General features: G+C 49.7%; 26 protein-coding genes and 1 rRNA gene. All 27 read right to left on the minus strand.

The annotated features are described in order from the left end of the window. A 16S ribosomal RNA gene (locus tag ACZYR9_RS22075) occupies positions 1–82 on the minus strand; the annotation flags it as partial. Between the two features lie 346 nt (positions 83–428). Continuing rightward, on the minus strand, positions 429–1,925 hold the full coding sequence (gene lysS / locus ACZYR9_RS22080) for a lysine--tRNA ligase (RefSeq protein ID WP_488980597.1): 1,497 nt from the start codon (positions 1,923–1,925) through the stop codon (positions 429–431). An 88-nt stretch (positions 1,926–2,013) separates the two neighbouring features. Further along, positions 2,014–2,490 carry a transcription elongation factor GreA gene (gene greA, locus ACZYR9_RS22085; RefSeq protein ID WP_488980598.1) on the minus strand — a complete coding sequence of 159 codons (477 nt, stop codon included), beginning with the start codon at positions 2,488–2,490 and terminating at the stop codon, positions 2,014–2,016. 207 nt (positions 2,491–2,697) lie between these two features. Then, positions 2,698–3,690 (minus strand): tRNA dihydrouridine synthase DusB, encoded by a 993-nt coding sequence (dusB, locus tag ACZYR9_RS22090; protein WP_488980599.1) that lies wholly within the window; start codon positions 3,688–3,690, stop codon positions 2,698–2,700. Positions 3,691–3,714: 24 nt separating this feature from the next. Beyond that, positions 3,715–3,942 (minus strand): helix-turn-helix domain-containing protein, encoded by a 228-nt coding sequence (locus tag ACZYR9_RS22095; RefSeq protein WP_488980600.1) that lies wholly within the window; start codon positions 3,940–3,942, stop codon positions 3,715–3,717. Next, positions 3,924–4,448, minus strand: coding sequence for a 2-amino-4-hydroxy-6-hydroxymethyldihydropteridine diphosphokinase (folK, locus tag ACZYR9_RS22100; protein WP_488980601.1), 525 nt, complete (start codon positions 4,446–4,448; stop codon positions 3,924–3,926). The genes ACZYR9_RS22095 and folK overlap by 19 nt, the downstream gene beginning before the upstream one ends. Further along, positions 4,445–4,819: a dihydroneopterin aldolase gene (gene folB / locus ACZYR9_RS22105; protein WP_488980602.1), complete on the minus strand. Its 375-nt coding sequence runs from the start codon at positions 4,817–4,819 to the stop codon at positions 4,445–4,447. Before folB ends, folK begins: the two co-directional genes overlap by 4 nt. Positions 4,820–4,863: 44 nt before the next feature. Continuing rightward, the gene (gene folP, locus ACZYR9_RS22110; protein WP_488980603.1) at positions 4,864–5,694 is read right to left on the minus strand and encodes a dihydropteroate synthase; all 831 of its coding nucleotides are present in this window, start codon (positions 5,692–5,694) and stop codon (positions 4,864–4,866) included. Further along, the gene (gene pabC, locus ACZYR9_RS22115) at positions 5,687–6,574 is read right to left on the minus strand and encodes an aminodeoxychorismate lyase (protein ID WP_488980604.1); all 888 of its coding nucleotides are present in this window, start codon (positions 6,572–6,574) and stop codon (positions 5,687–5,689) included. Before pabC ends, folP begins: the two co-directional genes overlap by 8 nt. Continuing rightward, positions 6,571–7,152 carry an aminodeoxychorismate/anthranilate synthase component II gene (pabA, locus tag ACZYR9_RS22120; RefSeq protein ID WP_488980605.1) on the minus strand — a complete coding sequence of 194 codons (582 nt, stop codon included), beginning with the start codon at positions 7,150–7,152 and terminating at the stop codon, positions 6,571–6,573. The genes pabC and pabA overlap by 4 nt, the downstream gene beginning before the upstream one ends. Further along, entirely contained in the window at positions 7,149–8,711 is a 1,563-nt protein-coding gene (locus tag ACZYR9_RS22125) for an anthranilate synthase component I family protein (protein ID WP_488980638.1), read from the minus strand. The genes pabA and ACZYR9_RS22125 overlap by 4 nt, the downstream gene beginning before the upstream one ends. A gap of 137 nt (positions 8,712–8,848) precedes the next feature. Continuing rightward, positions 8,849–9,973 (minus strand): type I phosphomannose isomerase catalytic subunit, encoded by a 1,125-nt coding sequence (locus tag ACZYR9_RS22130; protein WP_488980606.1) that lies wholly within the window; start codon positions 9,971–9,973, stop codon positions 8,849–8,851. An 8-nt stretch (positions 9,974–9,981) separates the two neighbouring features. Continuing rightward, positions 9,982–11,331: a glycosyl hydrolase gene (locus ACZYR9_RS22135; protein ID WP_488980607.1), complete on the minus strand. Its 1,350-nt coding sequence runs from the start codon at positions 11,329–11,331 to the stop codon at positions 9,982–9,984. Positions 11,332–11,372: 41 nt separating this feature from the next. Next, positions 11,373–12,149, minus strand: a complete 777-nt coding sequence (locus ACZYR9_RS22140; protein ID WP_488980608.1) for an enoyl-CoA hydratase/isomerase family protein — start codon at positions 12,147–12,149, stop codon at positions 11,373–11,375. Continuing rightward, a complete protein-coding gene (locus ACZYR9_RS22145) occupies positions 12,146–13,711 on the minus strand; it encodes an acyl CoA:acetate/3-ketoacid CoA transferase (RefSeq protein ID WP_488980609.1) in 1,566 nt (521 codons plus the stop codon). Before ACZYR9_RS22145 ends, ACZYR9_RS22140 begins: the two co-directional genes overlap by 4 nt. Before the next feature lie 110 nt (positions 13,712–13,821). Next, the gene (locus ACZYR9_RS22150) at positions 13,822–15,126 is read right to left on the minus strand and encodes an ABC transporter substrate-binding protein (RefSeq protein ID WP_488980610.1); all 1,305 of its coding nucleotides are present in this window, start codon (positions 15,124–15,126) and stop codon (positions 13,822–13,824) included. A 37-nt stretch (positions 15,127–15,163) separates the two neighbouring features. After that, positions 15,164–15,982, minus strand: coding sequence for a carbohydrate ABC transporter permease (locus ACZYR9_RS22155; RefSeq protein WP_488980611.1), 819 nt, complete (start codon positions 15,980–15,982; stop codon positions 15,164–15,166). Between the two features lie 11 nt (positions 15,983–15,993). After that, on the minus strand, positions 15,994–16,911 hold the full coding sequence (locus tag ACZYR9_RS22160) for a carbohydrate ABC transporter permease (protein ID WP_488980612.1): 918 nt from the start codon (positions 16,909–16,911) through the stop codon (positions 15,994–15,996). A gap of 35 nt (positions 16,912–16,946) precedes the next feature. Then, positions 16,947–17,495 (minus strand): 6-phospho-3-hexuloisomerase, encoded by a 549-nt coding sequence (gene hxlB / locus ACZYR9_RS22165; protein ID WP_488980613.1) that lies wholly within the window; start codon positions 17,493–17,495, stop codon positions 16,947–16,949. 37 nt (positions 17,496–17,532) lie between these two features. Beyond that, positions 17,533–17,730: an orotidine 5'-phosphate decarboxylase / HUMPS family protein gene (locus ACZYR9_RS22170; protein WP_488980614.1), complete on the minus strand. Its 198-nt coding sequence runs from the start codon at positions 17,728–17,730 to the stop codon at positions 17,533–17,535. Positions 17,731–17,736: 6 nt separating this feature from the next. Beyond that, positions 17,737–18,690 (minus strand): sugar kinase, encoded by a 954-nt coding sequence (locus ACZYR9_RS22175; RefSeq protein WP_488980615.1) that lies wholly within the window; start codon positions 18,688–18,690, stop codon positions 17,737–17,739. 35 nt (positions 18,691–18,725) lie between these two features. Next, a complete protein-coding gene (locus ACZYR9_RS22180) occupies positions 18,726–19,496 on the minus strand; it encodes a sugar phosphate isomerase/epimerase family protein (RefSeq protein ID WP_488980616.1) in 771 nt (256 codons plus the stop codon). Positions 19,497–19,653: 157 nt separating this feature from the next. Beyond that, the gene (locus ACZYR9_RS22185) at positions 19,654–20,703 is read right to left on the minus strand and encodes a LacI family DNA-binding transcriptional regulator (protein WP_488980617.1); all 1,050 of its coding nucleotides are present in this window, start codon (positions 20,701–20,703) and stop codon (positions 19,654–19,656) included. A gap of 118 nt (positions 20,704–20,821) precedes the next feature. Continuing rightward, on the minus strand, positions 20,822–22,876 hold the full coding sequence (locus tag ACZYR9_RS22190; protein WP_488980618.1) for a (Fe-S)-binding protein: 2,055 nt from the start codon (positions 22,874–22,876) through the stop codon (positions 20,822–20,824). A gap of 41 nt (positions 22,877–22,917) precedes the next feature. After that, positions 22,918–23,895 carry an electron transfer flavoprotein subunit alpha/FixB family protein gene (locus ACZYR9_RS22195; RefSeq protein ID WP_488980619.1) on the minus strand — a complete coding sequence of 326 codons (978 nt, stop codon included), beginning with the start codon at positions 23,893–23,895 and terminating at the stop codon, positions 22,918–22,920. Between the two features lie 18 nt (positions 23,896–23,913). After that, positions 23,914–24,681 (minus strand): electron transfer flavoprotein subunit beta/FixA family protein, encoded by a 768-nt coding sequence (locus ACZYR9_RS22200; protein ID WP_488980620.1) that lies wholly within the window; start codon positions 24,679–24,681, stop codon positions 23,914–23,916. Positions 24,682–24,734: 53 nt separating this feature from the next. Continuing rightward, a complete protein-coding gene (locus tag ACZYR9_RS22205; RefSeq protein ID WP_488980621.1) occupies positions 24,735–25,889 on the minus strand; it encodes an acyl-CoA dehydrogenase family protein in 1,155 nt (384 codons plus the stop codon). Positions 25,890–25,953: the final 64 nt, after the last annotated feature.

Here is a 25,953-nt window from a genome sequence, read left to right on the forward strand (position 1 = left end):
CCGAAGGATAAGTCCGCTCGACTTGCATGTATTAGGCACGCCGCCAGCGTTCGTCCTGAGCCAGGATCAAACTCTCCATTAAAGTTGAGTCGATATAGCTCAAAATTTAAAACTGGCGAGAATCATATGATTCTCTATTTAAAGCACTCACTCGTTGTTCAGTTTTCAAAGGACAATTTCAGTTGCCGTTTCGACTTCGTCTTCTTAACACCGTCAAAAGCGACTTGATTAATATATCATATCTGTCTATCTGAATGCAAGCTTTTTTTATTACATTCCTTTGCCTGCCAATTCGATCAACTTCAACAGCCTAAGCCGTAAAAGCGACAGGGAATAATATATCAAATCGCCTGATAAGATGCAACTGGTATATTTGACCATAAAAGATATGCCTCTGCAGTGCACTGCAGAGGCATATCTTCAGTCTTTTATTCGCCTTGACGCTCCCGCATCAGAGGGAACAGCAGTACGTCGCGAATGGATGGCGCATCCGTCAGCAGCATGACCAGACGATCGATGCCGATACCGAGACCGCCTGTAGGCGGCATGCCATATTCCAGCGCGCGGACAAAATCCTCATCCATCTCATGCGCTTCGTCGTTGCCTTGCTCCCGCTCCAACAGCTGCGCTTCAAAGCGCTCCCGCTGATCGATCGGATCGTTGAGCTCGGTGAATGCATTAGCGTGCTCGCGAGCAACAATGAACAGCTCGAAGCGGTCAGTAAATCTCGGATCCTGATCATTCTTCTTAGCCAGCGGAGAAATCGCCACCGGATGGCCTGTGATAAACGTAGGCTGAATTAAGGTTTGCTCTACGAACGTTTCGAAAAACTGATTGACGATATGGCCAAAGGTCATCATCGGCTCTACCGGCACCTTATGCTCTTTTGCCAGTCTATGGGCTTCTTCATCGCTTATATCCGCGCTGAAATCAACGCCTACGACTTCTTTAATGGCATCCACCATGGAGATGCGTCTCCAAGGCGGCGACAAATCAATCTCCTGACCCTGGTACGTAATTTTGGTTGTGCCCAATACTTCCTGAGCGATATGCGCAATCATTTCTTCCGTCAGCTTCATGATGTCTTTATAGTCTGCGTAAGCCTCATACAGCTCGATCATTGTAAATTCGGGGTTATGTCTTGTAGAAATCCCCTCATTACGGTATACGCGTCCGATTTCGTACACCTTCTCCATACCGCCTACGATTAACCGCTTCAAATGAAGCTCAATCGCAATCCGCATGTAAAGCTGCATATCCAGCGCATTGTGGTGAGTAATGAAAGGCCGGGCAGCCGCGCCCCCTGCAATGGCATGCAATGTTGGCGTCTCCACTTCCAAATAACCGCGGGAATCCAAATAACGTCGCATTGATTGAATGATTTTGGACCGGGCTATGAACGTTTGCTGTACATCCTGATTCATAATCAGATCGACATAGCGTTGACGGTAACGAAGCTCAACATCCTTCAGTCCGTGATATTTTTCCGGAAGGGGCAGCAGCGACTTGGAAAGGACCTCCAACGATTTGGCTTTAACAGACAGCTCTCCGGTCTTGGTCTTGAATACCGTACCGCGTATACCGATCAAATCACCGATATCCAGCAAATCGTAAGCACGGTATTTGGTTTCGCCGACCGCATCGGCACGGACATAAATTTGGATTTTTCCCGTAATGTCCTGCAAATGCGCGAAGCCCGCTTTTCCCATTTCCCGCTTCTGCATAATCCGTCCGGCAATGCTCACTTCGGCAGACAGCGCTTCAAGCTCTTCCTTTGTCTTATCCTCATACGCTTTGAGAATGTCACCCGCATGATGCGTTCTTTCGTATTTTTGACCGAACGGGTCGATTCCCATGCCGCGCAGCTCGTCCAACTTATTGCGGCGGATTTGCAGCAGCTCATTCAATTCCAATTCCACAGTCATGTTTCCAACTCCTTGATTCATGAAATAAACGTATATTCCCACCCGATAGGAAAAAAAGCTTCCCAAGGAAGCTTTTTTCTATCCCACATTACTTCTTAATATCTACAATTTCATATTGGATGACGCCGGCTGGTACGTTAACGTCTACAATAGACCCTTTGCGCTTGCCAAGGATGGCTTTGCCCACAGGGCTTTCATTAGATATTTTGTTCTGAAAGGGATCGGATTCGGCCGTACCTACAATGGAATACTCCACAATATCGCCAAATTCGAGATCCTTCAAAATGACGATGGATCCGACGTTCACCGCATCGGTATCGACTTCATCATTGTTAATGATGCGCGCGTTGCGCAGCATTTTCTCCAACGTAATGATCCGGCCCTCTACAAAAGCCTGCTCATTCTTGGCATCCTCATATTCAGAGTTTTCGCTGATATCGCCGTAACCGATCGCAACTTTAATCCGTTCGGCCACCTCGCGGCGCTTAACGGATTTCAGATGCTCCAGCTCTTCCTCGAGCTTTTTCAAACCTTCCTGCGTGAGAATGACTTCCTTTTCGGCCATTGCTACTTATCTCCCGTCGTGTGAAAGATTTTCATAATTCGAGCTCCATCGAGTATGAATTCACTTCTATAATTAATATATGAACGCGCTGACACTTCATGTCCTTGATGCCTTGCCATCACAACTATTGACTGATTATATTTCAACCCTAATCAAATGTCAATGTAAGCCAAGCATCCCGTTATCGTCCATTTTCACTTTTCTTTTTTAGTGGGCCAATGCCGTCCGATCCTCCAGAGAAGCCACGTAATCCTCCAAAAGCAGCACCATGGCATCCCGCTTCGTTTGCTCCATAATGGCATCTTTAATGCGTGCCCCGCCATGAAGACCCTTAAGATACCATGCCAAATGCTTGCGCATTTCTTTGACCGCCACCGCTTCTCCCTTTAAGGCGGTCAAACGATCTAAATGCAGAATGGCAATACGGATTTTTTCCTGTGGACCGGGTTCATCGGGAAGCTCTCCGTTTGTGAGGTATTGGATCGTACGATACAGCATCCAGGGGTTACCCAAGGCCGCCCGGCCGATCATAACGCCGTCCACACCGGTGTGATCCAGCATGCGCTTGGCATCCTCCGGGGTAAAGACATCCCCGTTGCCGATGACAGGAATCGACACCGCCTCTTTCACCTCTTTAATGATATCCCAGTTCGCGTGACCCGTATACATCTGCACCCGGGTCCTGCCATGCACGGACACCGCAGCACCTCCGCCGTTCTCTACGGCCTTGGCATTCTGAACGGCATAGATATGATCGTCATCCCAACCAATGCGCATTTTTACCGTCAGAGGTTTGCTGACAGCCTTCGATACGGTGGATACCATTTGCTCGATTTTACCGGGATCCAGCAGCCATCGCGCCCCTGCGTCACACTTTGTGATTTTTGGAACGGGACAGCCCATGTTGATATCGATAATATCGGCGTTTGTGTTTTGATCGACAAACTTCGCGGCCTCCACCAAGGTTTCGGTATCTCCGCCAAAAATTTGCAAGCTGAGCGGTTTTTCCCGGTCATCGACATAAAGCATCTCCAGTGTACGGTGATTGCCGTGCAGGATTGCCTTGTCGCTCACCATTTCGGCACAAACCAATCCGGTGCCGAATTCCTTGGCAATCAAGCGAAAGGCCGGATTGCACACTCCTGCCATGGGCGCCAATACCACTTTGTTCGGTGCAGTAACATTACCTATGGTTAGCATTAGTCTAACTCCTTTCCCATTGGATTACGAATAATTTGTTTTCACGCCAGCGGATGAAGACAGCTCTTCCGGTTCTATACCAAGCGCATCGGATATTTTGCGTATCATCTTCAGATCGGCCTTGCGGGTACCCCGCTCGATCGAACCGAGTACCGCAATGGATACTTCAAGCTTCTGCGCCAATTCATTTTGCGTATATCCCTTTAATTTACGAAAAGCGCGAATGCGCTGAGCTAATGCGTTTTTTTCCACAATCTGACGCCTTCCTTTCCTTCCAGCCGATCAAGCCGCCTGCTCCATTGTTCCGCCCGCACCGGATCCCGAACCGACATCACCTCAACGAGCGGCACAAGCACAAAGGCACGTTCCATCATGCGCGGATGCGGCAGAATCAAATCCGGATGGTCTTGCGACCGCTCTCCGAACAGCAGCAGGTCCAAATCGATCGTTCGAGGCCCCCATCGGATATCCCGTTTGCGGTTTAGACGCTGTTCGATATCCAGCATGAAATGAAACAAACGTTCGGGCTCCTGCGTCGTGCTGACCTCGACCACCTGATTCAAAAAAAGGGCCTGATCTACATACCCAACAGGATCCGTTTCATATAATCCTGATTCCCCGGTTACTTGTACTTCCGGGCATTCCTGCAAAAGCCGTACGGCATCCCGCAAAAACCGCTCCCGGTCTCCCATATTGGAGCCAAGTCCGATATAGGCGAATACGGAAGGTCCAGATGTGCCGGTATTCTGTGCATTCATACAATAGAAGCCCGCTTTCTATGAATTTCAACGGTTACGCCGTCAAACACAATCGCAAAAGGCGGGTGAGGCTTCACCACGCGAACGGTAATTTCATTTATACTAGTATAAGTTTGCAGAAGTTCAGATGCAATATCTTCGGCCAAAGCCTCGATCAGCTTGAAGGTCTTCTGTTCGACAATCCCTTTGATGAATTCGTATATTTCGGCATAATTCACCGTATCTTCAAGCTGATCGGAACGCCCGGCCTTCTCAAGCGGAAAGATCAGCTCCGCATCTACATAAAAACGTTGACCCAGCTTGTTTTCTTCAGGAAAAACACCATGATGCCCATAAAAGGACATCCCTTTTAAAATCAACTTGTCTTTCATTCCCCGCGCCTCCTCCTATCCCGTCCGGCAAAGCCCATGATCCTTTAACGCTGACGCACAATCGCGTCGGTCATCTCCGTCACCCGTTTCATGGCCAGTACGTCATGGACCCGCACGATGCGGCATCCCTGAGCGATACCCAGCGCAACGGTTGCCGCCGTGCCTTCAACCACATCGTCCGGGGGAAGATTCAGCGTATGACGGATCATGCTCTTGCGGGATGTACCAAGCAGCACCGGATAGCCTAAAGCTGCGATTCGATCCAAATAATTCATCAATTGCAAATTTTGTTCAAGCGACTTGGCAAAACCGATGCCCGGATCAAGGATGATTTGCTCGTCACGGATTCCCGCCGCTTGCGCTTTTTGGACCGTTAGCCGCAAGTCATCGATGACATCTTGGATAAAGTTAGAATACACCGCTTCGGTACGATTATGCATCAGGATGATCGGGCAGCCGTATTGAACGGCCACTTCAGCCATCGCAGCATCCTTTTGCAGTCCCCAAATATCATTAATGATGCTGGCCCCCGCTTCCAGGGCCTGTCTGGCCGTTTCCGCTTTGTACGTATCGATGGAAATCGGTGCGGTAATACCCGCCTGCCTTATCGCCTTAATTACCGGAATGACCCGGCGCAGCTCCTCTTCCAGCGGCACGGGCGCAAACCCGGGCCGCGTGGATTCCCCTCCAATGTCAAGGATGTCCGCGCCTTCCTGAAGCATAAGCGCTGCGCGGGCCACCGCCGCGGACGGGTCGATGTAGCGACCGCCGTCCGAGAATGAATCGGGAGTGACGTTCAATATCCCCATAATCAACGTACGGTCGTTTCGACCACCATAGAGGCCACCGCCATATGTTCCATCGTTGCTAAGCATTCTCATTCCTCCTTGCCGCCGCTTCCCTATAAGCTTGAAGCAGCCGTTGTGTTATCGGTCCGGCCGATCCCAAGCCCACACGATAAGCCGCTCCGGTTTCGTCGAACAATGTCGTCATGGGAACGAGCTCTTGTATGGAATTCGTCACGAACACCTCATCGGCTTCCAGCAGATCCGCCCAAGCGTACAGACCTTCCGATACGTCCATTCCTTCCCGCTTTGCGATACTCATGACCATTCGTCTCGTGACTCCAGACAGCAGGCCGGTATCCAGCGAAGGGGTGTGCAGTACACCGCGACGTACGAAAAATACATTGCTCACGATGCCTTCACACAAACGGCCATCCTCATCCAGAAATAACCCTTCCGCACCGGCCGCCCAAGGATAGCGTTTCATTTCTTTTTTAGCTAAAATGTTATTCATATAATGAAGCGACTTGAGCCTGACCGTTCCTTCGGGCGTACTGCGTCGCAGCCGGAGCAGCTGCAGCGCTTTCCCCTCATCATAAATGGATGGATTCACAGGAGGCAGAGGCTTCACATAAAGCACTTCCTGCGGCTTCTCATAGGAGCCCGCCGGCAATCCAAGTACATCCGTCCCGGCGGTAACCGTTAAACGAAAATAAGCATCGGTAAGCCGATTGACCTCCAAAAGCCTGAAAATTCTCCGTCTCCAAGCTTCCGGCTCCGGTTCATAGTCGATCTCAAGCTCTCTGCAGCCTGAGGCCAAACGCTCCAAGTGCCATTCCAATAAAAAGGGATGCCCTCCGTACGTTCGAAACGTCTCGAACAAGCCCATACCGTAAAGAAAGCCGTGATCGTATACGGAGACCACAGCCTGGCTTTCCTCTATGCAATTGCCGTTCACATCGATAATCACGCCTGACCCACTGCCGTTTCTTTCAAGAAATTGCGCAGCATTTGGTGCCCGTGATCCGTAATAATCGATTCCGGATGAAACTGTACTCCTTCAATCGGGTATTCTTTATGACGGAGGCCCATAATTTCACCTTCCGCCGTCTGGGCACTGATCTCCAGGCAATCCGGAAGTGTCTCCTTCTTGACGATCAACGAATGATAGCGCGTTGCGGTAAAAGGAGACGGAAGGCCCTGGAATACGCCTTTACCGTCATGGTAGATCGCTGACGTTTTGCCGTGCATCAGCCGTTCTGCACGAATGACATCGCCGCCGAACACTTGTCCGATCGACTGATGACCGAGGCAAACGCCCAGTATCGGAATTTTCCCTTTGAAATGCTCGATCAGACTGAGACTGATTCCCGCTTCATTCGGCGTGCAAGGTCCCGGAGAAATGAGAATATGATCCGGCTTCAGCGCCTCTATACCCGCAAGATCGATCTCGTCGTTGCGGCGCACTGTTACCTGCTCTCCCAGCTCGCCTAAGTATTGCACCAGATTGTACGTAAACGAATCATAATTATCGATAACCAATATCATGGTTTTACCCTCCCTTGGTATGATGGTTTCCGTTCGCTGTATTGAATCGCCTTCCACATGGCCTTCGCTTTATTGATCGATTCCGTATACTCTTTCTCCGGAACAGAGTCGATCACAATCCCGGCGCCGGCCTGTACGTAGCCGACGCCTCCTGCTGCCACCAACGTGCGTATAACGATATTGAATTCCATATCGCCGTTATAGCTAATCCAGCCGATCGAACCGGTATAGGGACCTCGGCGTACAGGTTCAAGCTCTTCTATAATTTCCATCGTTCGGATTTTCGGCGCGCCGGTAATCGTTCCTCCCGGGAAGGTTGCGGCAATGACATCGTAAGCGTCGCGCCCCTCCGCCAGCTGTCCCTCTACTTGAGATACGATGTGCATGACATGGGAGTAATATTCGATCACCATAAAATCTTTCACGCGCACGGTACCGAAAGTGGATATTCGCCCTACGTCGTTGCGCTCCAAATCAACCAGCATGATATGCTCCGCCCGTTCCTTCTCGTTGTGAATCAGTTCATCCGCGAGACGGCGGTCTTCCTCCGCGGTAGCCCCCCTTGGACGGGTTCCCGCTATGGGCCGGGTGCGAACCGTCCCCCGCTCCAGCTGTACCAGCAGCTCCGGCGAGCCGGAAACAAGATGAAAATCGCCAAAACGAAGCATTCCCATATAGGGAGAGGGATTCACAAGCCGAAGCCATTCGTAAATTTCCTCCGGCTCCGCTTCCAGCGCTTTGTGCTGGCGCACAGACAAATTGACCTGGAAGACATCTCCCGCTCCGATATAATCACGAATTCGGCGAACCGCACGGATATAATCTTCTTTGGGAAAGTCGGCTTTAAGCCCGTTAATGGCGTCTACATCCACCTGAAGATTGTCCTCTTCCATCGCACGGCGCCGCTCTTCAAGCCTTTCCAGCGCCTCCGGGCTGGAGCTTACGGAAATAATCCGGTCCCATATCCGTTTCATTCTATCCACTGCTTGCTCCGCCTCAAGATAGCGGCTGTGAAGCCAATCGATCTTACCCTTATGCTCAACTGGACAATGTGTATTAACGGAGCAGTACAGCCTATTCTCCTCATGATCGATAACCCACAGCTCGTCCACCCGCATAAAGGCGTAATCGGGAACCGGCAGATCCGCTTTAGCCTGCACCGGTAGCCGTTCAATCGTGCGCACAACGTCGTACCCCCAGAAGCCGAGACAGCCGCCTACCCATTTGGGGGCGCCTTCCACGACAGGCGAGTGAAATGGAGCCATCCATCGCTTCACAAGCTCAAGCGGAGCACCGGTCCATCGCGTTTCGCTCCCGTCTTCCCCAATCACCGTCGCAGCGCTCTCCGTTCCACGGATGGAAGAAGCCGGCTTCAGGCCGAAAAAGCTGTACCGGCCCCCTTTGCCGCTCTCCAGCACAAAGGATTCCGGCCCCGCCTGCTCCCAGGCCTGCATCCAGGATAAGGGCCTCGTTTCATTTAAAGAAAAGCTTCGGATATAAGGAAGCACGGTGTGGCCGCCAGCCCACTGCCGCCACTGCTCAAATGAAGTCAAAATCATCGCCATCCGCCCCCCTTTGCATTGCGTTCAATAAGATATTGGGATTAGTATACTTGAAAAAGCAAATGAAAAAAAGGGGGAGCTATTTCCCCCTCGAAAAGAGATATCCTGTTCTTAATCCGATTTCCTGCTGCCGGTCAGGCCGTCGGTTGCGGAGCGTAGCATAGGACAACCTGCAGCTTAACGTCTGCAGGACCGTCATTTACCCATCGGATCTCCTCTATGCCCGCAGGCAGGAACCATTCCTCGGATTTACGTACTTTCCATTCATTCCTGCCGTATACCATTCTTCCGACGCCTCCCGTGATAATGGCAATACAGAAACGGTCGGGCTTTGACACAACGGAATCACCGGAAACCGTTAGCCGGGACATGCTGAAGCGCTCCGTATCCTTCACGCCGATCAAACACTGCTCGGTACCTCCTGTCGATCCCTGAACGCCGGAAGGACTCTTCTTCCAACGTTTCAGCGTTTCCTCATAGCTGAAGCCGTCGTAATGAAAGCAATCCAGCATTCGTTCAAAGCCAAGCCCTTGATGGCAAGCCTGATCAGGCACTTGAACTCCGCTAGGCGTCGTTCTCTCCGTCCGGAGCGTCAAATCGGTCGGCTCCTGCACCTCAATCAAAAAACAACCGCTGCCGATCGCATGGGGAACGCCGCCCTCAACTAAGAAGACATCACCTTCCCGAACGGGAATTTTGTGCAGCGCTTCGATCATTCCTTGAATATCCTGGTTATCGAAGTATTTTCGCCATAATTCTTTGGTGACATGGGGTTTAAATCCCAATAATACGTATGGCTCTTCACCATTGATTGTTCTTCCTCCGACGACATACCAGGATTCCGTTTTGCCGAACCGTGATCGAAAATGCTTCATCGCAAACTCCGGGTCAGGGTGGACCTGAATCGTCAAGCGTTCACCGGCATCAAGCAGCTTCACAAGTACAGCCGGATTCGCCCCAAAAGTCTTGGCATGTGCAAAGCCGAGAAAAGCGGACGGGTCGGATTCGATCACCTCTTTTAAGGTAACTGCTCGCCCATTCTGATCCTCAATGACGCTCAATCCTTCAACGATATGCTCCCGACCGACGTTTTTGGCCTGTACGGTGGAGGCCACCCATTGTTCCGGGCTATCTCCATCCTGAGGGGACGGCTTCCCTTTCCATTTTTCCAAATACCGGCCCCCGGTATAAGTACGCCAGACCCGATTGTCCGCCAGTTTGATCGGTGCTCGGCTTAAGCCCGCGTAAGGGTTGCTCATGCGCGCCGTTACTCCCCTTCATGCAGTCTTTTCAAATATAACGCCAGCTCTATCGCATGATAATCTCCCCACATAGCGGATTCCCCGCACGGTACCTTTGCGCCTTCCGGAACGTAGTCCCAACCGTTGGGACGATGGTACACCGTATGGAGCAAAAGCCCCTGATGATCATCGGATTCGGAAAGATAAGGAGCTTGAAACAGCGTCCGTGCTGCCGTTAAGCCGGCTTGAACATACGAGCTTCCGTTCCGGTTTCCCTCTTGCTCCAAGTAGCGTCCGATGCGGATCAGTCCCTGAGCGGCGATGGCTGCGGCGGAACTATCGACAGGTTCATAGTTGTTGTAAGGATCAGACGGTCTTTCTTTCCACTCTCCGAGAGAGGCAATGCCAGGCGCACCGGTATCCCAATAAGGAATACCATCGGAGGAGGTATTTTCGATAAAGAAGTCCGCCGTCGCCAAAGCCGCTTTCTTGACATACGACAAAACCTGCTCCGAACCGCCAAAAGGTGCCAGCTCCTGCTCGGAAAGGCTTAAGAAAAATTCCAGCAGCTCGGCATAACCGAGAACCCCCCAAGCCAGCCCGCGCGTCCATGTGGAGAACGGCGAATACCCTTGCTGCGAATTCGGACAGCGGTACACTCCGCTGTTTAAATTGAATATCGCTTCATGCGCAACTCTTCCACGCACATCGTACGAATCACGGCCTTCACCGTAATAAACATTATACTTAGCCGTTACCATGGCATGGTGTACGATTCTTTGCAGCAGCGAAATCGGCGCATCCCCTTCTCCCATAAATACATGTCCAAGACGGTAAGAAGCCATAAGCGACCGTAAAGAACGAATCGTATCGATGAACAGCGAATGGGGACCGTTAAATGAATAGATATAACCGGTACCGTCGGCCAGCGTAGTCCATCTTGCCGCTTGTACCGCGCCGGATAGCTTCAGAGCCAGTTCATAGAACTGAAGTTCCCATTCGTTATGTGAAATTTTGGCCTCAAGCATAAGACGCCTCAAATTTCCGTACGTGGAAATGTTATTGAATCCATGATCGTGTACGCCGATATGACTGACATGAGGGGCCATGTATTTCAGCACACCTTCACGCCCTTGGGTCAGAAAGCTTTCGTCCCCGGTCGCATCAAACTGCAAAATAGACCATCCGAATAAAAAACCTTGCGTCCATTCTGTCCAGCCTTGTGCCGTATACTTTCCCGCAGCGGTAAACACGGGAGTCCCGTTCTCCGGTTTCCACGTATGGAAGATGGAATTCAATTTTTTTCCCGATAAATCAAACACATTCGAAACCGGTTTCTGCAGATCGCTTAATGTTACGTTGGTATCAATTTTCAATTTCATTACCTCCCTGTTGGACTATATGCAGCCGTATACTCTTAATTCCCCGAAAATCGCGCTTTGCGTTTTTCCAAAAACGCCGACACGCCTTCAGACTTATCTTTAGTGGAAAACAACAATGCCTGCGATATATTTTCAAGCAGTTGTCCAACCTCCAGCGGCACTTCCGAGCTGCGTTGAACGGCCATTTTGGACATTTGCAGCGCAAGCGGCGCTTTATCCAATATTTTCCCGGCCATTTCCGCCGCTTCGGCCTCCAAATGCTCGATCGGCACCACTTTGCTTACAAACCCAAGCTTGCGCGCTTCATCCGCATCCATAAAATCGCCAAGGTAAATCAGCTCTTTCACCTTCGCTTCCCCCAAAAGGCGGACAAGGCGATGGGTGCCTCCGGCACCGGGCATGATCCCCAATTTACATTCGGGAAGCCCGAATACAGCGTTCTCTCCGGAGATCCGCAAATCGCAAGCGGCAGCCAGCTCCATACCGCCTCCAAGCGTATAACCATGAATGGCGGCAATCGTAGGCTTTGAAAAGTGATAGATACGGTCGTACAACCCTTGCATGCTGGGGAACAAGGCCTCGAGCGGGGTCATTTTTTGCAAATCGGCAATATCCGCTCCGGCAGCAAAGTTTTTCCCGTTGCCTTTAAAAATGACAACTCTCGTTTCGGTATCATATTGATAGTATTGAAGAGCGTCTTGGATCTCTGCCATCACCGTCTCGTCAAACGAATTGTATTTATCAGGCCGGTTCAAATAAATCCAGCCAATGCCTTCCGACGTACGGCACTCGATGGTTTCATACGCACTCATTGGAGCGCCCCCTGCTCCATCGGCTTGCCCATCATCTCTTGAAACAGCTGTACATCCATAAGCCTCAGGTTATCGGAAATTTGCGGCGGAACGGGCATATGGGCCAAAATATCGTTCTGCATATCCATGCCTGGGGCTATTTCTTCGAGAACCAGTCCCTCTTTCCCAAGAGAAAACACCGCTCTTTCGGTCACATAAAGAACATTCTGGCCTCTTTCTCTTGCATAGTCGCCGGAAAATGTAATCTGGTCGACCTTGTTTACGAATTTATTATGCCTGCCCTCCTGTAAGATCTTCAGTTGTCCGTCGGCCACCTGCACCTGTAGGCCGCCTGCAGAGAAGGTGCCGCAAAACACGAGCTGTTTGGCGTTTTGAGCGATGTTAATAAAGCCTCCGCAGCCGAAAATACGATTTCCCAGTTTGCTGACATTCACATTCCCGCTCATATCGACCTCAGCCATCCCCAAGCAGGCCAGCTCTAAACCTCCTCCGTCAAAAAAATCGAACTGCGCGGAGCTGTCGATAATGGCAATCGGATTGGATGATGCGCCAAACTCGATGCCGCTGGCAGGTACTCCTCCGATAACCCCCTGTTCGACAACAAAAACGAAATCCGGCGAAAGACCCATTTCTTTGGCTGCAAGCCCAACGGAAGCGGAAATGCCTACTCCCAAATTTACTACCTTCTTGCCGGGTATTTCTTTAGCGGCACGCATGGCGATAATTTTTCGTTCGTTAAACGGCAAGGGCGGAATCTCTGCAAGCGGAATGCGAACCTCTCCGGAAAATGCAGGGTTATAAAAGCTGCTAACCGTTTGCTTTTGACCCGGGCTGAGAATGATGCCGTCGACCAGAATGCCTGGAATCCGGACCATTTTCGGATGAATGCTGCCCCGCTGGACAAGCCGCTTTACTTGAACGAATACTTTACCCCCGTTGTTATGAACCGCTTGCGCGATCGCCAGGTTATCCAGCAGCGCCGCTTCTTCTTCCATAGAGACATTGCCGTCTTCGTCGGCAGTCGTTCCCCTAAGAAAGGCCGCATTGCATGGTATAGAAGGGTAAAACAGCTTCTCCTGACCTTCAAAGTGAACAACCTTCACGAGTTCTTCTTTGGTGATTTCATTCAGCTTGCCGCCCTCGATCCGCGGATCGACAAACGTTCTTAGGCCTACATGGGTCAATAAACCCGGACGGCCCGCAGCGCTTTCTCTAAATAGTTGGGACAATACGCCTTGCGGCAGATTATACGCCTCGATCTTATTGTCACCGGCAAGCTTCGCTATTTTCGGAATGTAATCATAATGTCCGCCGATATTTCGTTTCAGCAGACCTTCGTAAGCCAGATGGCACAAGCCGCCGTCTTCACGATCGCCCAATCCGGTAACGTGGACAAACGTCAACCCGCGAGGACTTGACGTCTCCAGAAACCGTTCTTCCAATCCGATCATCAAATCGGTCGGTTCCGCAATGCCCCCTCCCGAACCTCCGATCGCCAACGTGTCCCCATCCTTCAAGTGAAACGCTGCTTCTTTTGCCGTCATGACTTTGGATGTCCTCATGGTTGCACTCTCCCTATCCTTAAAAACTGGGAGAGGAAATGGAAGACCTGCTGTCCTCCGCTTCCACTCCTCACATTTTGGTTTCTAAATGATGCTGGTCCGCATAACGTTTATTTTTTGTAATAGCCTCTGGACTCAAGCAGCTCGGCAATGCCTTTATTGGCGTCGTTCAGCGCATCCTGAGGCGATTTTTCGCCGGCCAGCGCTTTGGTGATCGCTTCCGTAATAAACTCGTGAATACGCGGCCATTCCGGAAGGTTCGGCTCTGATTTCGCTTTTAGAAGCGTTTTTTGAATTTCCGGGAATTCGGGACGGACTTTTACGATTTCCGGATCTTCGAGAATGGACGGCAGCGGAGGAATTCCACCGGCAAGTGTATAATATTTAGCGCCTTCCTTCGGATCAGTGATCCAATTCATAAACTTGAATGCCGCTTCTTTATTCTTCGAGTTGGCGTTCATAGCAAGCGTCCAATTGTGCGTATACGGCATGCCGCCCGGCACTTCGGCAATCGCAAATTTATCGAAGATTTTCGGTGATTTGGTTTGATCCATCATCGTTGGATAAGCTGTGTTCCACTCGATAGCCATCGCCGTTTTTTCGTTTTGGAACGCGGACAACACTTCCGGGAACTCATAGGTTGTAATATCCGGGGGAACCATTTTTTCCTTACGGAAGTTATCTACTACATAAGCCAGCGCTTTCACACCGGCTTCGCTGTTTAACTGCGGCTTCATCTGTCCATCCAGTAATTCTCCGCCCATCGCCCAGAAATATTGGTACCATTCTTTGGGCTGAGTTTCACCGCGTTTGCCCTGGAATGTCGTGCCGAATTCGGTCGGTGAACCCGGGTTAATGCTTTTTGTAAATTGCCTCGCCATTTCTCTATACTCGTCCCATGTCTTTGGAGGGGTCGGAATCAGATCCTTGCGGTATACGAGAAACATGGTGCTGACATCAAGCGGCAGGGCATAGACTTTATTTTGGTATTTAACGGCCTCCTGAGAAACCGGCAGGAAGCGATCCATGGAGGCATTGCTTTTTTCAATATAGGAGTCGAGTTGTTCAAACTGACCGCCTGCACCGAATTGACCGATATAGTTGTTGAGCATCAGTACAATATCTACACTGTCCGTTTGCCCAAGGAGCTGGGTCGATACCTTTTGCAAGTAGCCGTCGCGTCCGACCTCTTGAACGTTAACTTTAATGCCGGTTGCTTTTTCAAATTCAGGTGCCGCTTTGGCGATATTATTGTAATAAGTGCCGGCGCGCGCTACGACAGTAATTGCCCCGCCCTGTCCTCCGGATGGCGCCGCAGCATTCCCCGCAGCGCTTGGCTGCTGCTGTCCGTCGGGTGCGCAAGCGGTTAGGGTCAGCGATAAAGCGACAGCGCTTACAAAAGCTTTTTTCTTCATTGGTGTACGACCTCCTAATACATTGTTTTTTTATGGTTTACTTCACGGCGCCGACCGCAAGACCTGTGACGATATGCTTTTGGATAAGCAGCGTGAAGATAAACATCGGAATCATTAACATCGTACCTGTTGCCGTAACCGGCCCCCACAGGATTGCTTCTTGCGTTACAAAGTTACCTGCCATAACAGGCAGCGTTTTCGCTTTTACGCTTGTTAAGCTCATAGCAAACAAAAACTCATTCCAGGAATTCATAGCGGCAAAAATGGAAGATACGGCCAACCCCGGCTTTGCCAGAGGCAATATGATTCTCCACATCGCTCCAAAACGGGATGACCCGTCAATGAGCGCCGCTTCTTCCAAGCTATCGGGCAGCTCCTTTAAAAAGCCCCACATCAGCCAGGTGACAAAAGGCAGGTTGAACGACGTGTAGGAGATAATGAGAGAGAATAACGTATCTGTACCTCCAAATTGCCGAAATAAAACGAAAAACGGAACGACAAGGACGATGGGCGGAAACATTTTGGTGAAAAAGACCGAAAAACTGATCCATTTTTGGCCTTTAATGTTGAATCGGGCCAAACTGTATCCGGCCAGTGTGCCCACCGCTACGGATAATGCGGTGGAAACCACCGTAACGATAAACGAGTTCAAGAAGTAATAGATGAACGGCTGCGTCTTGAATACCTCTTGATAATTCTCCAGCGTCGGTTGAAAAATCCAGACCGGCGGAATCTGAAACGCTTGGACGGGCGTTTTGACGGACGTAAACATAACCCAAAAGATGGGGAACAAAAATCCAAATAATGCGACGAGAACGTAACCGTATAGAAACGGGCTGTTTTTTTTACGGACCATGGTACTGCCCCCTATTTATCCGAATACAATGCGCGAATGGCAAACCAGCAAAGGATGCCGACGATGATCGTCAGCACAATTGCCAAGGCTGCCGAATAGCCAAAATCAAATTCGACAAAAGCTTTCTGATGAAGCAAGAGAGAGATCGTTTCCGTCGCCGTTCCGGGGCCGCCGCCGGTTAATACGTAAATTTGGTCAAACACTTTGACAGAGCCTGCAATACGCATTACCAGGGATACGATGATGACCGATTTGAGCAGCGGCAGGGTCACATTCCAAAGGGTTTGCCACGCGTTGGCTCCATCCATTTCAGCGGCCTCGTACGGCTCGCTGGGAAGAGACTTGATTCCCGCCAACAGCACAATAAACATAAACGGCGTCCACTGCCAGGTATCTACGGCAATCGTGGCAGCAAGCGCGAATGCGCTTGAATTCAAAACCGCAATTTTCTCAAGACCGATCAAGGTGAGCGCGTAATTGAAAATCCCAAAGTTATAATCAAAAATAAACTTCCAAATCAACCCTACAACCACCGGAGTAACCATCATAGGAAAAACGAACAAGGTTGTCAGTATGCCATGCCCCCGCTTTATCCGATTAACGGCAAGAGCCAATGTAAATCCGAGAACGAATTGTATGGCGACTCCGGAGCCGACATAGATGCCGGACCGGACTAACGAGCTGTAAAACTCAGCATCTTTTAAAACATGGGAAATATGCTTCAGCCCGATAAAGGGAGGATCCTGCATGGTAAAAAAGGTCCAATCATGGATACTCAAATAAAGCGTGTACAAGACCGGGTAAATAAAGACCGCACACATGAGTAAGAGAGCGGGCATCAGCAGGAGAAATTGAATTTTTGAATCCATCCACTGTATAAAGCTTTTTTTCCCTGGCACCCCAACTGGGTTTGTCGGTTGAGTAAGCATAACGACACTCCTTTTCTGTTAACATTAGCCGGTAGCTATTCCAAATTGCTATGGTTGGCAAATGCGGCATCGTTTTTCACTTCCTTAAGCTGAGCCACTTTCATGCATACCGCATCGAACCATACGTGAGTACATTGGTCAAACAAAGAACCAAGCGGTTGACTGGTAGGCGTCTCGCCGCCGAGCCGGTGCTTCGTTGCAGCAGGGATCCGCACGATATGATCGGCGACCTGGGCCAAATCTGAAGTCTCGTCGCACGTAACCGCAATGACCCGGCTTCCCAGCTCCCGTGCTTTACGGGCAATGGAAACCACGCTACGGGTCGTTCCCGATCCGGAGACCGCCACAATCAGATCACCTTTTTGCAAGGAAGGGGTTATGGTTTCGCCTACGACATACACCACCGTACCTAAATGCATGAGGCGCATCGCAAAGGATTTGCCCATCAAACCGGAACGGCCTTCACCGTAAACAAAAATGCGCGGACTTTGTTGAATGTCCAGAGCTGCATTCTGCACGGCATCGGGATCGACTTTGTCCAATACCAGCGACATCTCTTGTAAAATCAATCGCGTTTCATTCATATGGCGACCCCATTTCTATACGAATTTGTTGGCCGTTTCATAGATGCGTCGAGCGGCTTTTTCGGGATGTTCCGCTTTCCGGAAACGCCTTTCTTAAGGCTCTGACGCTTTCCATTCCGAACTCTTTAATCAATGAAGTGCCTACCTCCATCCAATGAACATACGCTTCGGTTCGCTTGCCCACTTCAATAGCCTGTTCAATGGACATCCGGTCAAGCGCAAGCTGAATATTCATGACTGATCACGCCCTGTTTAAATTCATATAAGCATCCAGTTGATCCCTTGTAGGCAATCCGTCAGAATCTCCCGGCATCATGACGACAAGCGAACCGATCGCATTGCCGCGTTTAACCGCATCTTTTAGCTCCAATCCTTCCACTAATCCGCTGATCACGCCGACGGCAAAGCCATCTCCGGCGCCGACGGTATCGACCACTTTGAATACCGGATATCCAGGCACCTCATACTCTTCCTCCCCCATTCGGCAGTATGCTCCCTCCGGTCCCAGCTTGACAACGACGAGCTTAGCGCCCAGCTCGAGATAAAAAGCGGCGATATCGCGGGGCTTGCTGTAGCCGGTCAATATTTCGCCTTCGGCGATACCGGGAAAAATCCAATCCGCTTTGCCGGCAAAGCTATTGACCACCTGGATCATACGCTCTTCGCTGCTCCACAACGCGGGACGTAAATTCGGATCAAACGAAACGGTTCGTCCGGCCTCTTTCATGCGCTCGGCAGCCAAAGCTGCAAAATGTCGCGCAGAATCCGATATCGCTGGCGGAATCCCTGTCATATGAAGATGCCTTGCGGTTTGAAAATAATCGGCATCTAAATCTTCCGGAGAAATCGTGCTTGCAGCAGACCCCTTTCGAAAATAATGAACCGCAGGGTCTCCGGAATCGACCTTCGATTTTAATTGAAATCCTGTAGGATAGCGTCCATCCACTTGAACGCAGCCGACATCCAGACCTTCTCGCTTAAGCGCTTCGGTTATGTATTTGCCAAAAGGATCATCGCCTACTTTGCTTACCCAGCCAACTTTAAGGCCGAGGCGGGCTAAGCCGATGGCAACGTTCGTCTCCGCGCCGGCCAACCCCCGGCTGAAACGTTCGACCCGTTCCAGCTCCCCAACGTCATCGGCTATAAAAAGTGTCATCGCTTCCCCAAAAGTGACAACATCCAAAGAAGATTTCATGCCATACCTGCCTTTCTTAAGATTTAGCTTGCCATTCAAGCGCTGCCTAATAGCTGAACATAATGGCTTGTAACCTGTCTCACATCGGCTCCCTGTAGTGGAAACTCAATACAACGCGGAAGCTCATGAGAGAACATGGACAATACATCCCTCCACTCCGCTTTTGATTCTTGAGTAAGCGATACGGTTCTCGGATGTCCGCCTTCTTTCCGGTCAACCTGCTTGCAGTGAATATAACGTGTGTATTTCGCAAGCTTGACTGCGGCTTCTAACGGGCTTTGACCGACCCAATGCCAATTCCCTATATCAAACGTCATGCCGATGGGAACTGCTGCTGCTGAACACTCTTCAAAAAATCGCTTAATGGGGCAGACATGACCGGAGTATGGGTTCTGGTCATTTTCCACCGTGAATTCACATGGTGGTCCGTCCCATTGCATTTGCAGCAGTAGAGATTTGAGCTCTGCCAATGGAGATACTCCCGGAAGGTAGGCACCCAACGTCACCTTTATGATCCGCGCTCCCAGTTCCTTAGCCTCTTGAAGAGCTTCAACCAGCTTAGGCTTGTTGAGCGACCCGTCTTCCCTCCATAGTTCAACCGGAGTCGAATAAGTCGAATCGATACCGTACCGTTCTATCTCCGACCGTATCATATGTAACTGCAGATTCCCTTCCGGCAGCAGCTCTCGGCGAATTTCCACTCCGTTGGCATTGGATAGTGCGATCCATTGAATAAGAGCTTCATACCCTTGGGCAGAAACCAAATCACGTTCATAAGCGGAAACTGCGATAAACACCGCCGTCATCTTCTTCACTCCTCTGAGATCCTGCAATGGAACCGGTTCCATTGCATTTCAAAAAAATAACCAGCCAATTTTCCACTTCCTGTTCATTCAATGAAACCGGTTCCATTACGTTTTAAAAAAAATTTGATCATGGGAATGGTTTGGATGGATATCCCGATTATTTTCTTCTGGGAGTAGATCCACGCACCATTAATTTTGTCGGAAGCTGAATTTTTTGCGGGTCTTCTTTTATCCCATTGATGCGCTTCAATACTTGTTCCATAGCCAACATTCCGATTTGATGCGTTTGTTGGGCGATGGTGGTAATTCCGGTGCCGATTAGGGACGCCCATTCCGGATCATCGAATCCGATCATCGAAACATGCTCGGGTATTTGTACTCCTTTGTTCTGCAGAGTAGTGATTATCTTCAATAACATGACCGCGTTTCCGGCAAAAATCGCTCTGGAGCAATGTCCGGTCTCCGATAAAAATTGATTTACCTTTTGTTCCAGCTGGCCCTCCACGTTCAAATCGATGGAATAGACGTCATGGACGCTAGGGTGATTCACCGTATGAAGGGTATCGCGAAATGCCTGTACACGCTCTAAGCGTGTCATTACATGGTCAAACGGCTCACTGAAGTACGCAATTCTGTCATATCCATAATCAAGTAAAAACTGTACAGCCTCCTGCGTTGATCTATAGTTGTCTGAGCCAATCACGTCAAACTGGAACTCCGGCATTTTCCGGTCCACCAGTACAACCGATGTGTAGTCGTTTGAAAGTTCATTAAGCGTATCGTTATTGAAGCCTGTTGGAGTAATCAGTAACCCGTCAATCCGGTGTGCCTGGAGAAGATAAATATAATTCCTTTCAATTTCAGGATCGTTATTCGTATTGCACACCATTAAGTTATATCCGTTCTTTCTGCAAACGTCTTCCGCTCCCCGTAACGCACCGACCGAATAGGGGTTCGTTATATCGGCCATGACGAATCCGACCAAATAGCTTCTGTCTTTTTTTAATCCGCGCGCCATCTGGTTAGGTCTATAATTGAGCTCCATGATTACTTCTTGAATCCGCTTTCGGGTGGCTTCGGCAATGGAGTCGAATTTTCCGCTTAAGAATCGAGAAATGGTTGTCTTTGAAACCCCGGCTGTTCGAGCGACATCATCGATGGTCGGACGTGAAACACTGTGCTTCTGACTGAACTTTTCCTGTAACACTTCATCCCATCCTTTTGTCATTAAATCAATAGTATCGACTGGTGAAATATCCGATAATGAAACCGGTTGCTGAAACCGGTTTCACTGCATCTAATCTTATCACCCGCTTGATACCCTGTCAATGGGATTTTAGGATATTCATGGAAAGGATCAAACAGCTTTGAGCAAGTTCAGCGATATCCATCGATTGTACCGTACCTTCCATTTCTTTCGCTTTGGCCCCGTCACTGATCATCGTCAGGCAATAGGGACATGCGCTGGCTATCATGGTCGGATGAACGCTTAACGCTTGTTCCATTCGTTGCACATTCACGCGTTTACCTTCCTTCTCTTCCATCCACATCATTCCCCCTCCGGCCCCGCAGCACATGCTGTTCTCACGGCTTCGCTCCATTTCGACAAGTTCAATCCCGGGAATCGCCCTCAATACTTCGCGCGGCATGTCGTATACATTGTTATAGCGCCCCATATAACAAGAATCATGATAAGTAATGCGTTCATTGACCTCATTTTTGGGCTTCAGACGGCCTTCCCTCAACAGATTGAACAGCAATTCGGTATGATGGTATACTTCCGCCCGCAAACCAAATTCCGGATACTCGTTTTTAAACGTGTTGAACGTATGCGGACAGGCGGTCACAATTTTTTTTACATTGTATTTTTGGAAAGTCTCGATATTTTCCCTAGCCAATTGCTGGAACATAAATTCATTACCTGAGCGTCTCGCCGTATCGCCCGAGTTTTTTTCCTCGTTTCCAAGGATAGCGATTTTTACCCCTGCCGTATGCAGCAGCTTGACAACAGCTTCCGAGACCTTGATTGTTCTTCTGTCATATGAACCCATCGAACCGACAAAAAATAAATATTCGAAATCGTCTACTTCTTTTACAGTAGGGGCGATATCTTTTTCCAAGTTGTCCCGCCAGTTCACCCTTTGGTTTCGGTTCATCCCCCACGGATTCCCCTGCCGTTCAATATTTTGAAACGTCCGGCTAAGCTCCGCAGGCATCTTTCCTTCCGTCAGCACCAGTGAACGCCGCATGTCTACAATCATTTCAACGTGCTCATTGGCTACCGGACAAGCATCCTCACAATTACGGCATGTCGTGCAAGCCCACAATTCCTGTTCCGAGATCACATCTCCGATGAGATTGACTTCGGCGGCATTACACGAAGCGCTTTCGGTATTTTGACCAAATGCAACGGCCGGGACCCAAGGAGAGCGGGAAGTGATGGCGGCGCCTTTATCCGTCAAATGATCCCGCATCTTCACAATGACATCCATCGGCGAAAGCATCTTCCCCGTACCGGCTGCCGGGCACACGCTTGTGCAGCGGCCGCACTCGACGCAGGAGTAGAAATCAAGAAGCTGATCCTGACGAAACTGTTCGACCTTGCTCACACCGTATTCCTGAAGGGTTTCATCTTCAAAATTGATGCTGGACAGCTTCCCCGGAGGGTCCGCTTTTTTAAGAAAGATATTGATCGGAGCGAAAATCAAGTGTGCATGCTTGGACTGCGGTACATACACGGCGAACGCCAATAAAGTGATCAAATGCAGCCACCAAAACAGATAAAACAAACCTCCGGCTGCCTTGGAACCCATACCGGAAAACCCCATCGCCATCAAGGAGGAAAATGGGGCGTATACGCTCATATCCCGCTCCAGCCAAATGGCCTCAAACGCTAGAGACAGCAGCACGGTAAGCATCAGAGAGCCGATAAAAATAAGTACGATACCCGCTTTAAGTCCCCTCTTCAATCGCTCCAGCTTTTCAATGAACCTTCGATAGCAGGCATAGCAAACCGCGAAAAGCACCAATACCACCGTTATTTCCTGTGATAAGCTGAAATACTTGTGGAAGGGATCAATCGGCACTTCCCAACCCTTCACAAAACCTTTAACAATCAATTCCAAAGCGCCGAATTGCAATATGATAAACCCGTAAAACATAATTACATGCATGATTCCGCTTTTTCGGTCCTTCAGAAGCTTCTTATGGCCAAATACGTTGACCCAAATCTCATTCATCCGGTCTTTCATGCTCATCGGAGCTGCCATCTCCCGGCCCAAACGAATAAATTGAAAGCGGCTTTTCAGCACATAGACCATAAGATAGGTTGCGTACCCCACAGCCAGCAAAAAACCGAGGGAATGCAAAAACATAAGCATAAGATGAACCTCCTTGTTTTCGCTCGGGAATCCCGGAAAGATCAGCCCCTCGAAAGCATCGCTTTAAATTCTTGCGTCAGCAAAGGAACGACATCAAACAAATCTCCGACGATGCCATAGTCGGCAACTTGAAAAATAGGCGCTTCCGGATCTTTGTTAATCGCGACAATGACGCGGGAATTGGACATGCCTGCCAAATGTTGAATGGCACCGGAAATACCGCAAGCGATATACAAATCGGGCGTAACCACTTTACCTGTTTGGCCGATCTGCAAAGAATAATCGCAATACCCCGCATCGCATGCTCCCCTGGAAGCACCGACAGCACCTCCAAGCGTGTCCGCCAATTCCTTAAGCGGCTCAAAACCGTCCGCGCTTTTGAGCCCCCGGCCCCCGGATATCACAATTTTAGCTTCACTCAAATCCATTCCGGAAGACGTTTTTCGGACGACCTCCCGTACAACAGACCGCAAGTCTTTGATTTCAACAGACCATTCGTCAATCTTAGCGTTTCCTGTTTCCTGTAACCCGTCTGTAGCGATATTATTAGGACGTAGGGTGGCAAATAAGATGCCTTCTTGAACCTTTTTCTTCTGAAAAGCTTTACCTGAATAAACGGGTCGATCAAAAACGATATCTCCATCCGCCACCTCTAGGCCAGTGCAATCCGATAGTAATCCCACATTCAACCGGGCGGCCACTCGCGCTGCCATATCTTTGCCGATAGCCGTATGACCGAGTAATATAGCGTCAGGATTAGCCCTGCGGATGACCTCCGTAAAGGCTTGGGCATAACCGTCTGATGTATACGTATTTAATTTTGGGTTGGGTACGATGACGATTTGATCAGGCCCGAATTTCGCTAGCTTCACGGCATGCTCTTTTACTTCGCTTCCGAACATAACAGCGGTAACTTGTCCTCCCCCGGCAATCCTTCTTGCCGCAGCCAATGATTCAAGGGCAACGTTGCGCAGGCCGGTTTCGCGTGTTTCCGCAAAAATCAATACATGTCTGTTCATTTTGACATTCCTCCTACTCTAGATCACTTTTTCATCCGAACGAAGCAGCCGGACCAACTCTTTAACCTGATCTGTCACTTCACCCTTAAGCCGTTTGCCGGGTTGTTTTTGTGGAGGAAGGTAGGTCTCTATCACTTCCGTCATTGCTGCCAAGCGCTGCGGATCTAATGCTAAATCGGCTAGGGTTAACCGTTCCAATGGTTTGCTTTTGGCTTTCATGATACCCGGAAGCGACGGATAACGGGGCTCATTGAGACCTTGCTGGGCGGTAAAGAGCGCGGGGAGCGAGCATTCCACGATTTCCAAGTCTCCCTCGGCGTCCCGTTCAACCACCGCTTTACCATCTGCTATTTCTAATCCGGTTACAACCGAAACATGGGGAATATCCAATTCCTCCGCTATACGCGGGCCCACCTGAGAGGAGCCGTTATCGATCGACATGCACCCAGAAAGAATAAGATCATAGCTGTTCCTTCGAGCCACAGCGGACAATACCTTAGCTGTAACCAATTCATCGCTTATGAGCACATCATCGCTGACCAGAACGGCTTTGTCGGCACCCATGGCCAGCGCGGTCCGCAAAGCGGCTTCCGTGCGGTCCGGGCCTACACTCACAACTGTGATTTCTCCGCCTTTATTTTCCTTTAGCCGGATCGCTTCTTCCAGTGCATATTCGTCATAGGGGTTCACAATGTATTCCGCACCATCCGCTGCAACTTGGCCGTCCAAAACCGCAATCTTCTCCTCGGTATCGAAGGTTTGCTTGATACACACCAAAATATTCATATGGGTTGATCTCCTTTGGAAGGTTTAGCCTTATCTGCTAAGCTACCCGACTCTTATTGTTTAAAATGGTTATACAGCAAGCGGGAAATAACAATCTTCTGGATTTCGTTTGTTCCTTCGACGATTTCCAGTACTTTGGCGTCACCGAAAAACCGTGATACGTCGTATTCCTTCATCACCCCATAGCCTCCGTGCATTTGTACAGCGGCATGAGCGACTTCCATAGCCGATTGCGTAGCATACATTTTGGCCATGGAAGCTTCCATCGCAAACGGTTGTCCCATGTCCCTTAAAGCAGCGGCCTTATAGGTAATCAGGCGGGAAAGCTCAATTTTCGTAGCCATTTCGGCCAATTGAAACTGGGTATTTTGGAAATCTTTCAATAAAGAGCCGAAAGCTTCTCTTTCATGGACATATTGAAGCGTCATATCCAAACAGCCTTGTGCCAAACCCAGTCCCATAGCGGCGATCAAAAATCTGCCCGAAGAGATGGTTTCCAAGGCTTGTTTATAGCCTTTCGTTTCATCACCCAATAAATAATCTTTCGGAATTCGGCAGTCTTCGAAGGTTAACTCCCGCGTATCGTTTCCGCAGAACCCGATTTTTTTCAACTGAGGGCTAACGATGAGACCTGGGGTACCGCTTGGCACGACGAAAGTACTGATCTGCTTTTTATTGTCCGTTTGGTTGGTTACGGCGGCGACGATGACCGGACCTGTGATATCGGTACCTGAATTGGAGATGAACGTTTTGCTGCCGTTAATCACCCAGTGGTTACCCTCAAGCCGGGCCGTTGTTTTCAAGTTTCTCGCATCGGAGCCGGCATTCGGTTCCGTTAAAGCAATCGCACCAATTTTTTCCCCTTTGACAATCGGAAGGAGCCATTCCCGCTTCTGTTCCTCCGTACCAAAGGCATTTAATAACGAGCATACCGAGGAATTGCCCATAATCGAGTTCGTTACGGACGGGTCGATGCGGGACAGTTCTTCATGAACCAGAACGAAAGCCAGCCAGCTCCCCCCTACTCCGCCGTACTCCTCCGGATATGGAACCCCGACAAGTCCGAGATCGCCCATCTTGTGAAAAATTTCCTTCGGCAATCCTCCTTCTTCATTCCATTGTTTAGCAAGCGGTTGAATTTCCTTTTCCGCAAAATCCCTGGCGAGTTTTTTAATCATCACTTCTTCTTCGCTAAGTCTGAAATCCATTGAAACATCCTCCTCATAAACCGGTTTAGTATTTAAAAAAATGCTTTATTGCATTTTTCTCCTT

The sequence above is a fragment of the Paenibacillus sp. F024 genome (assembly GCF_057814255.1).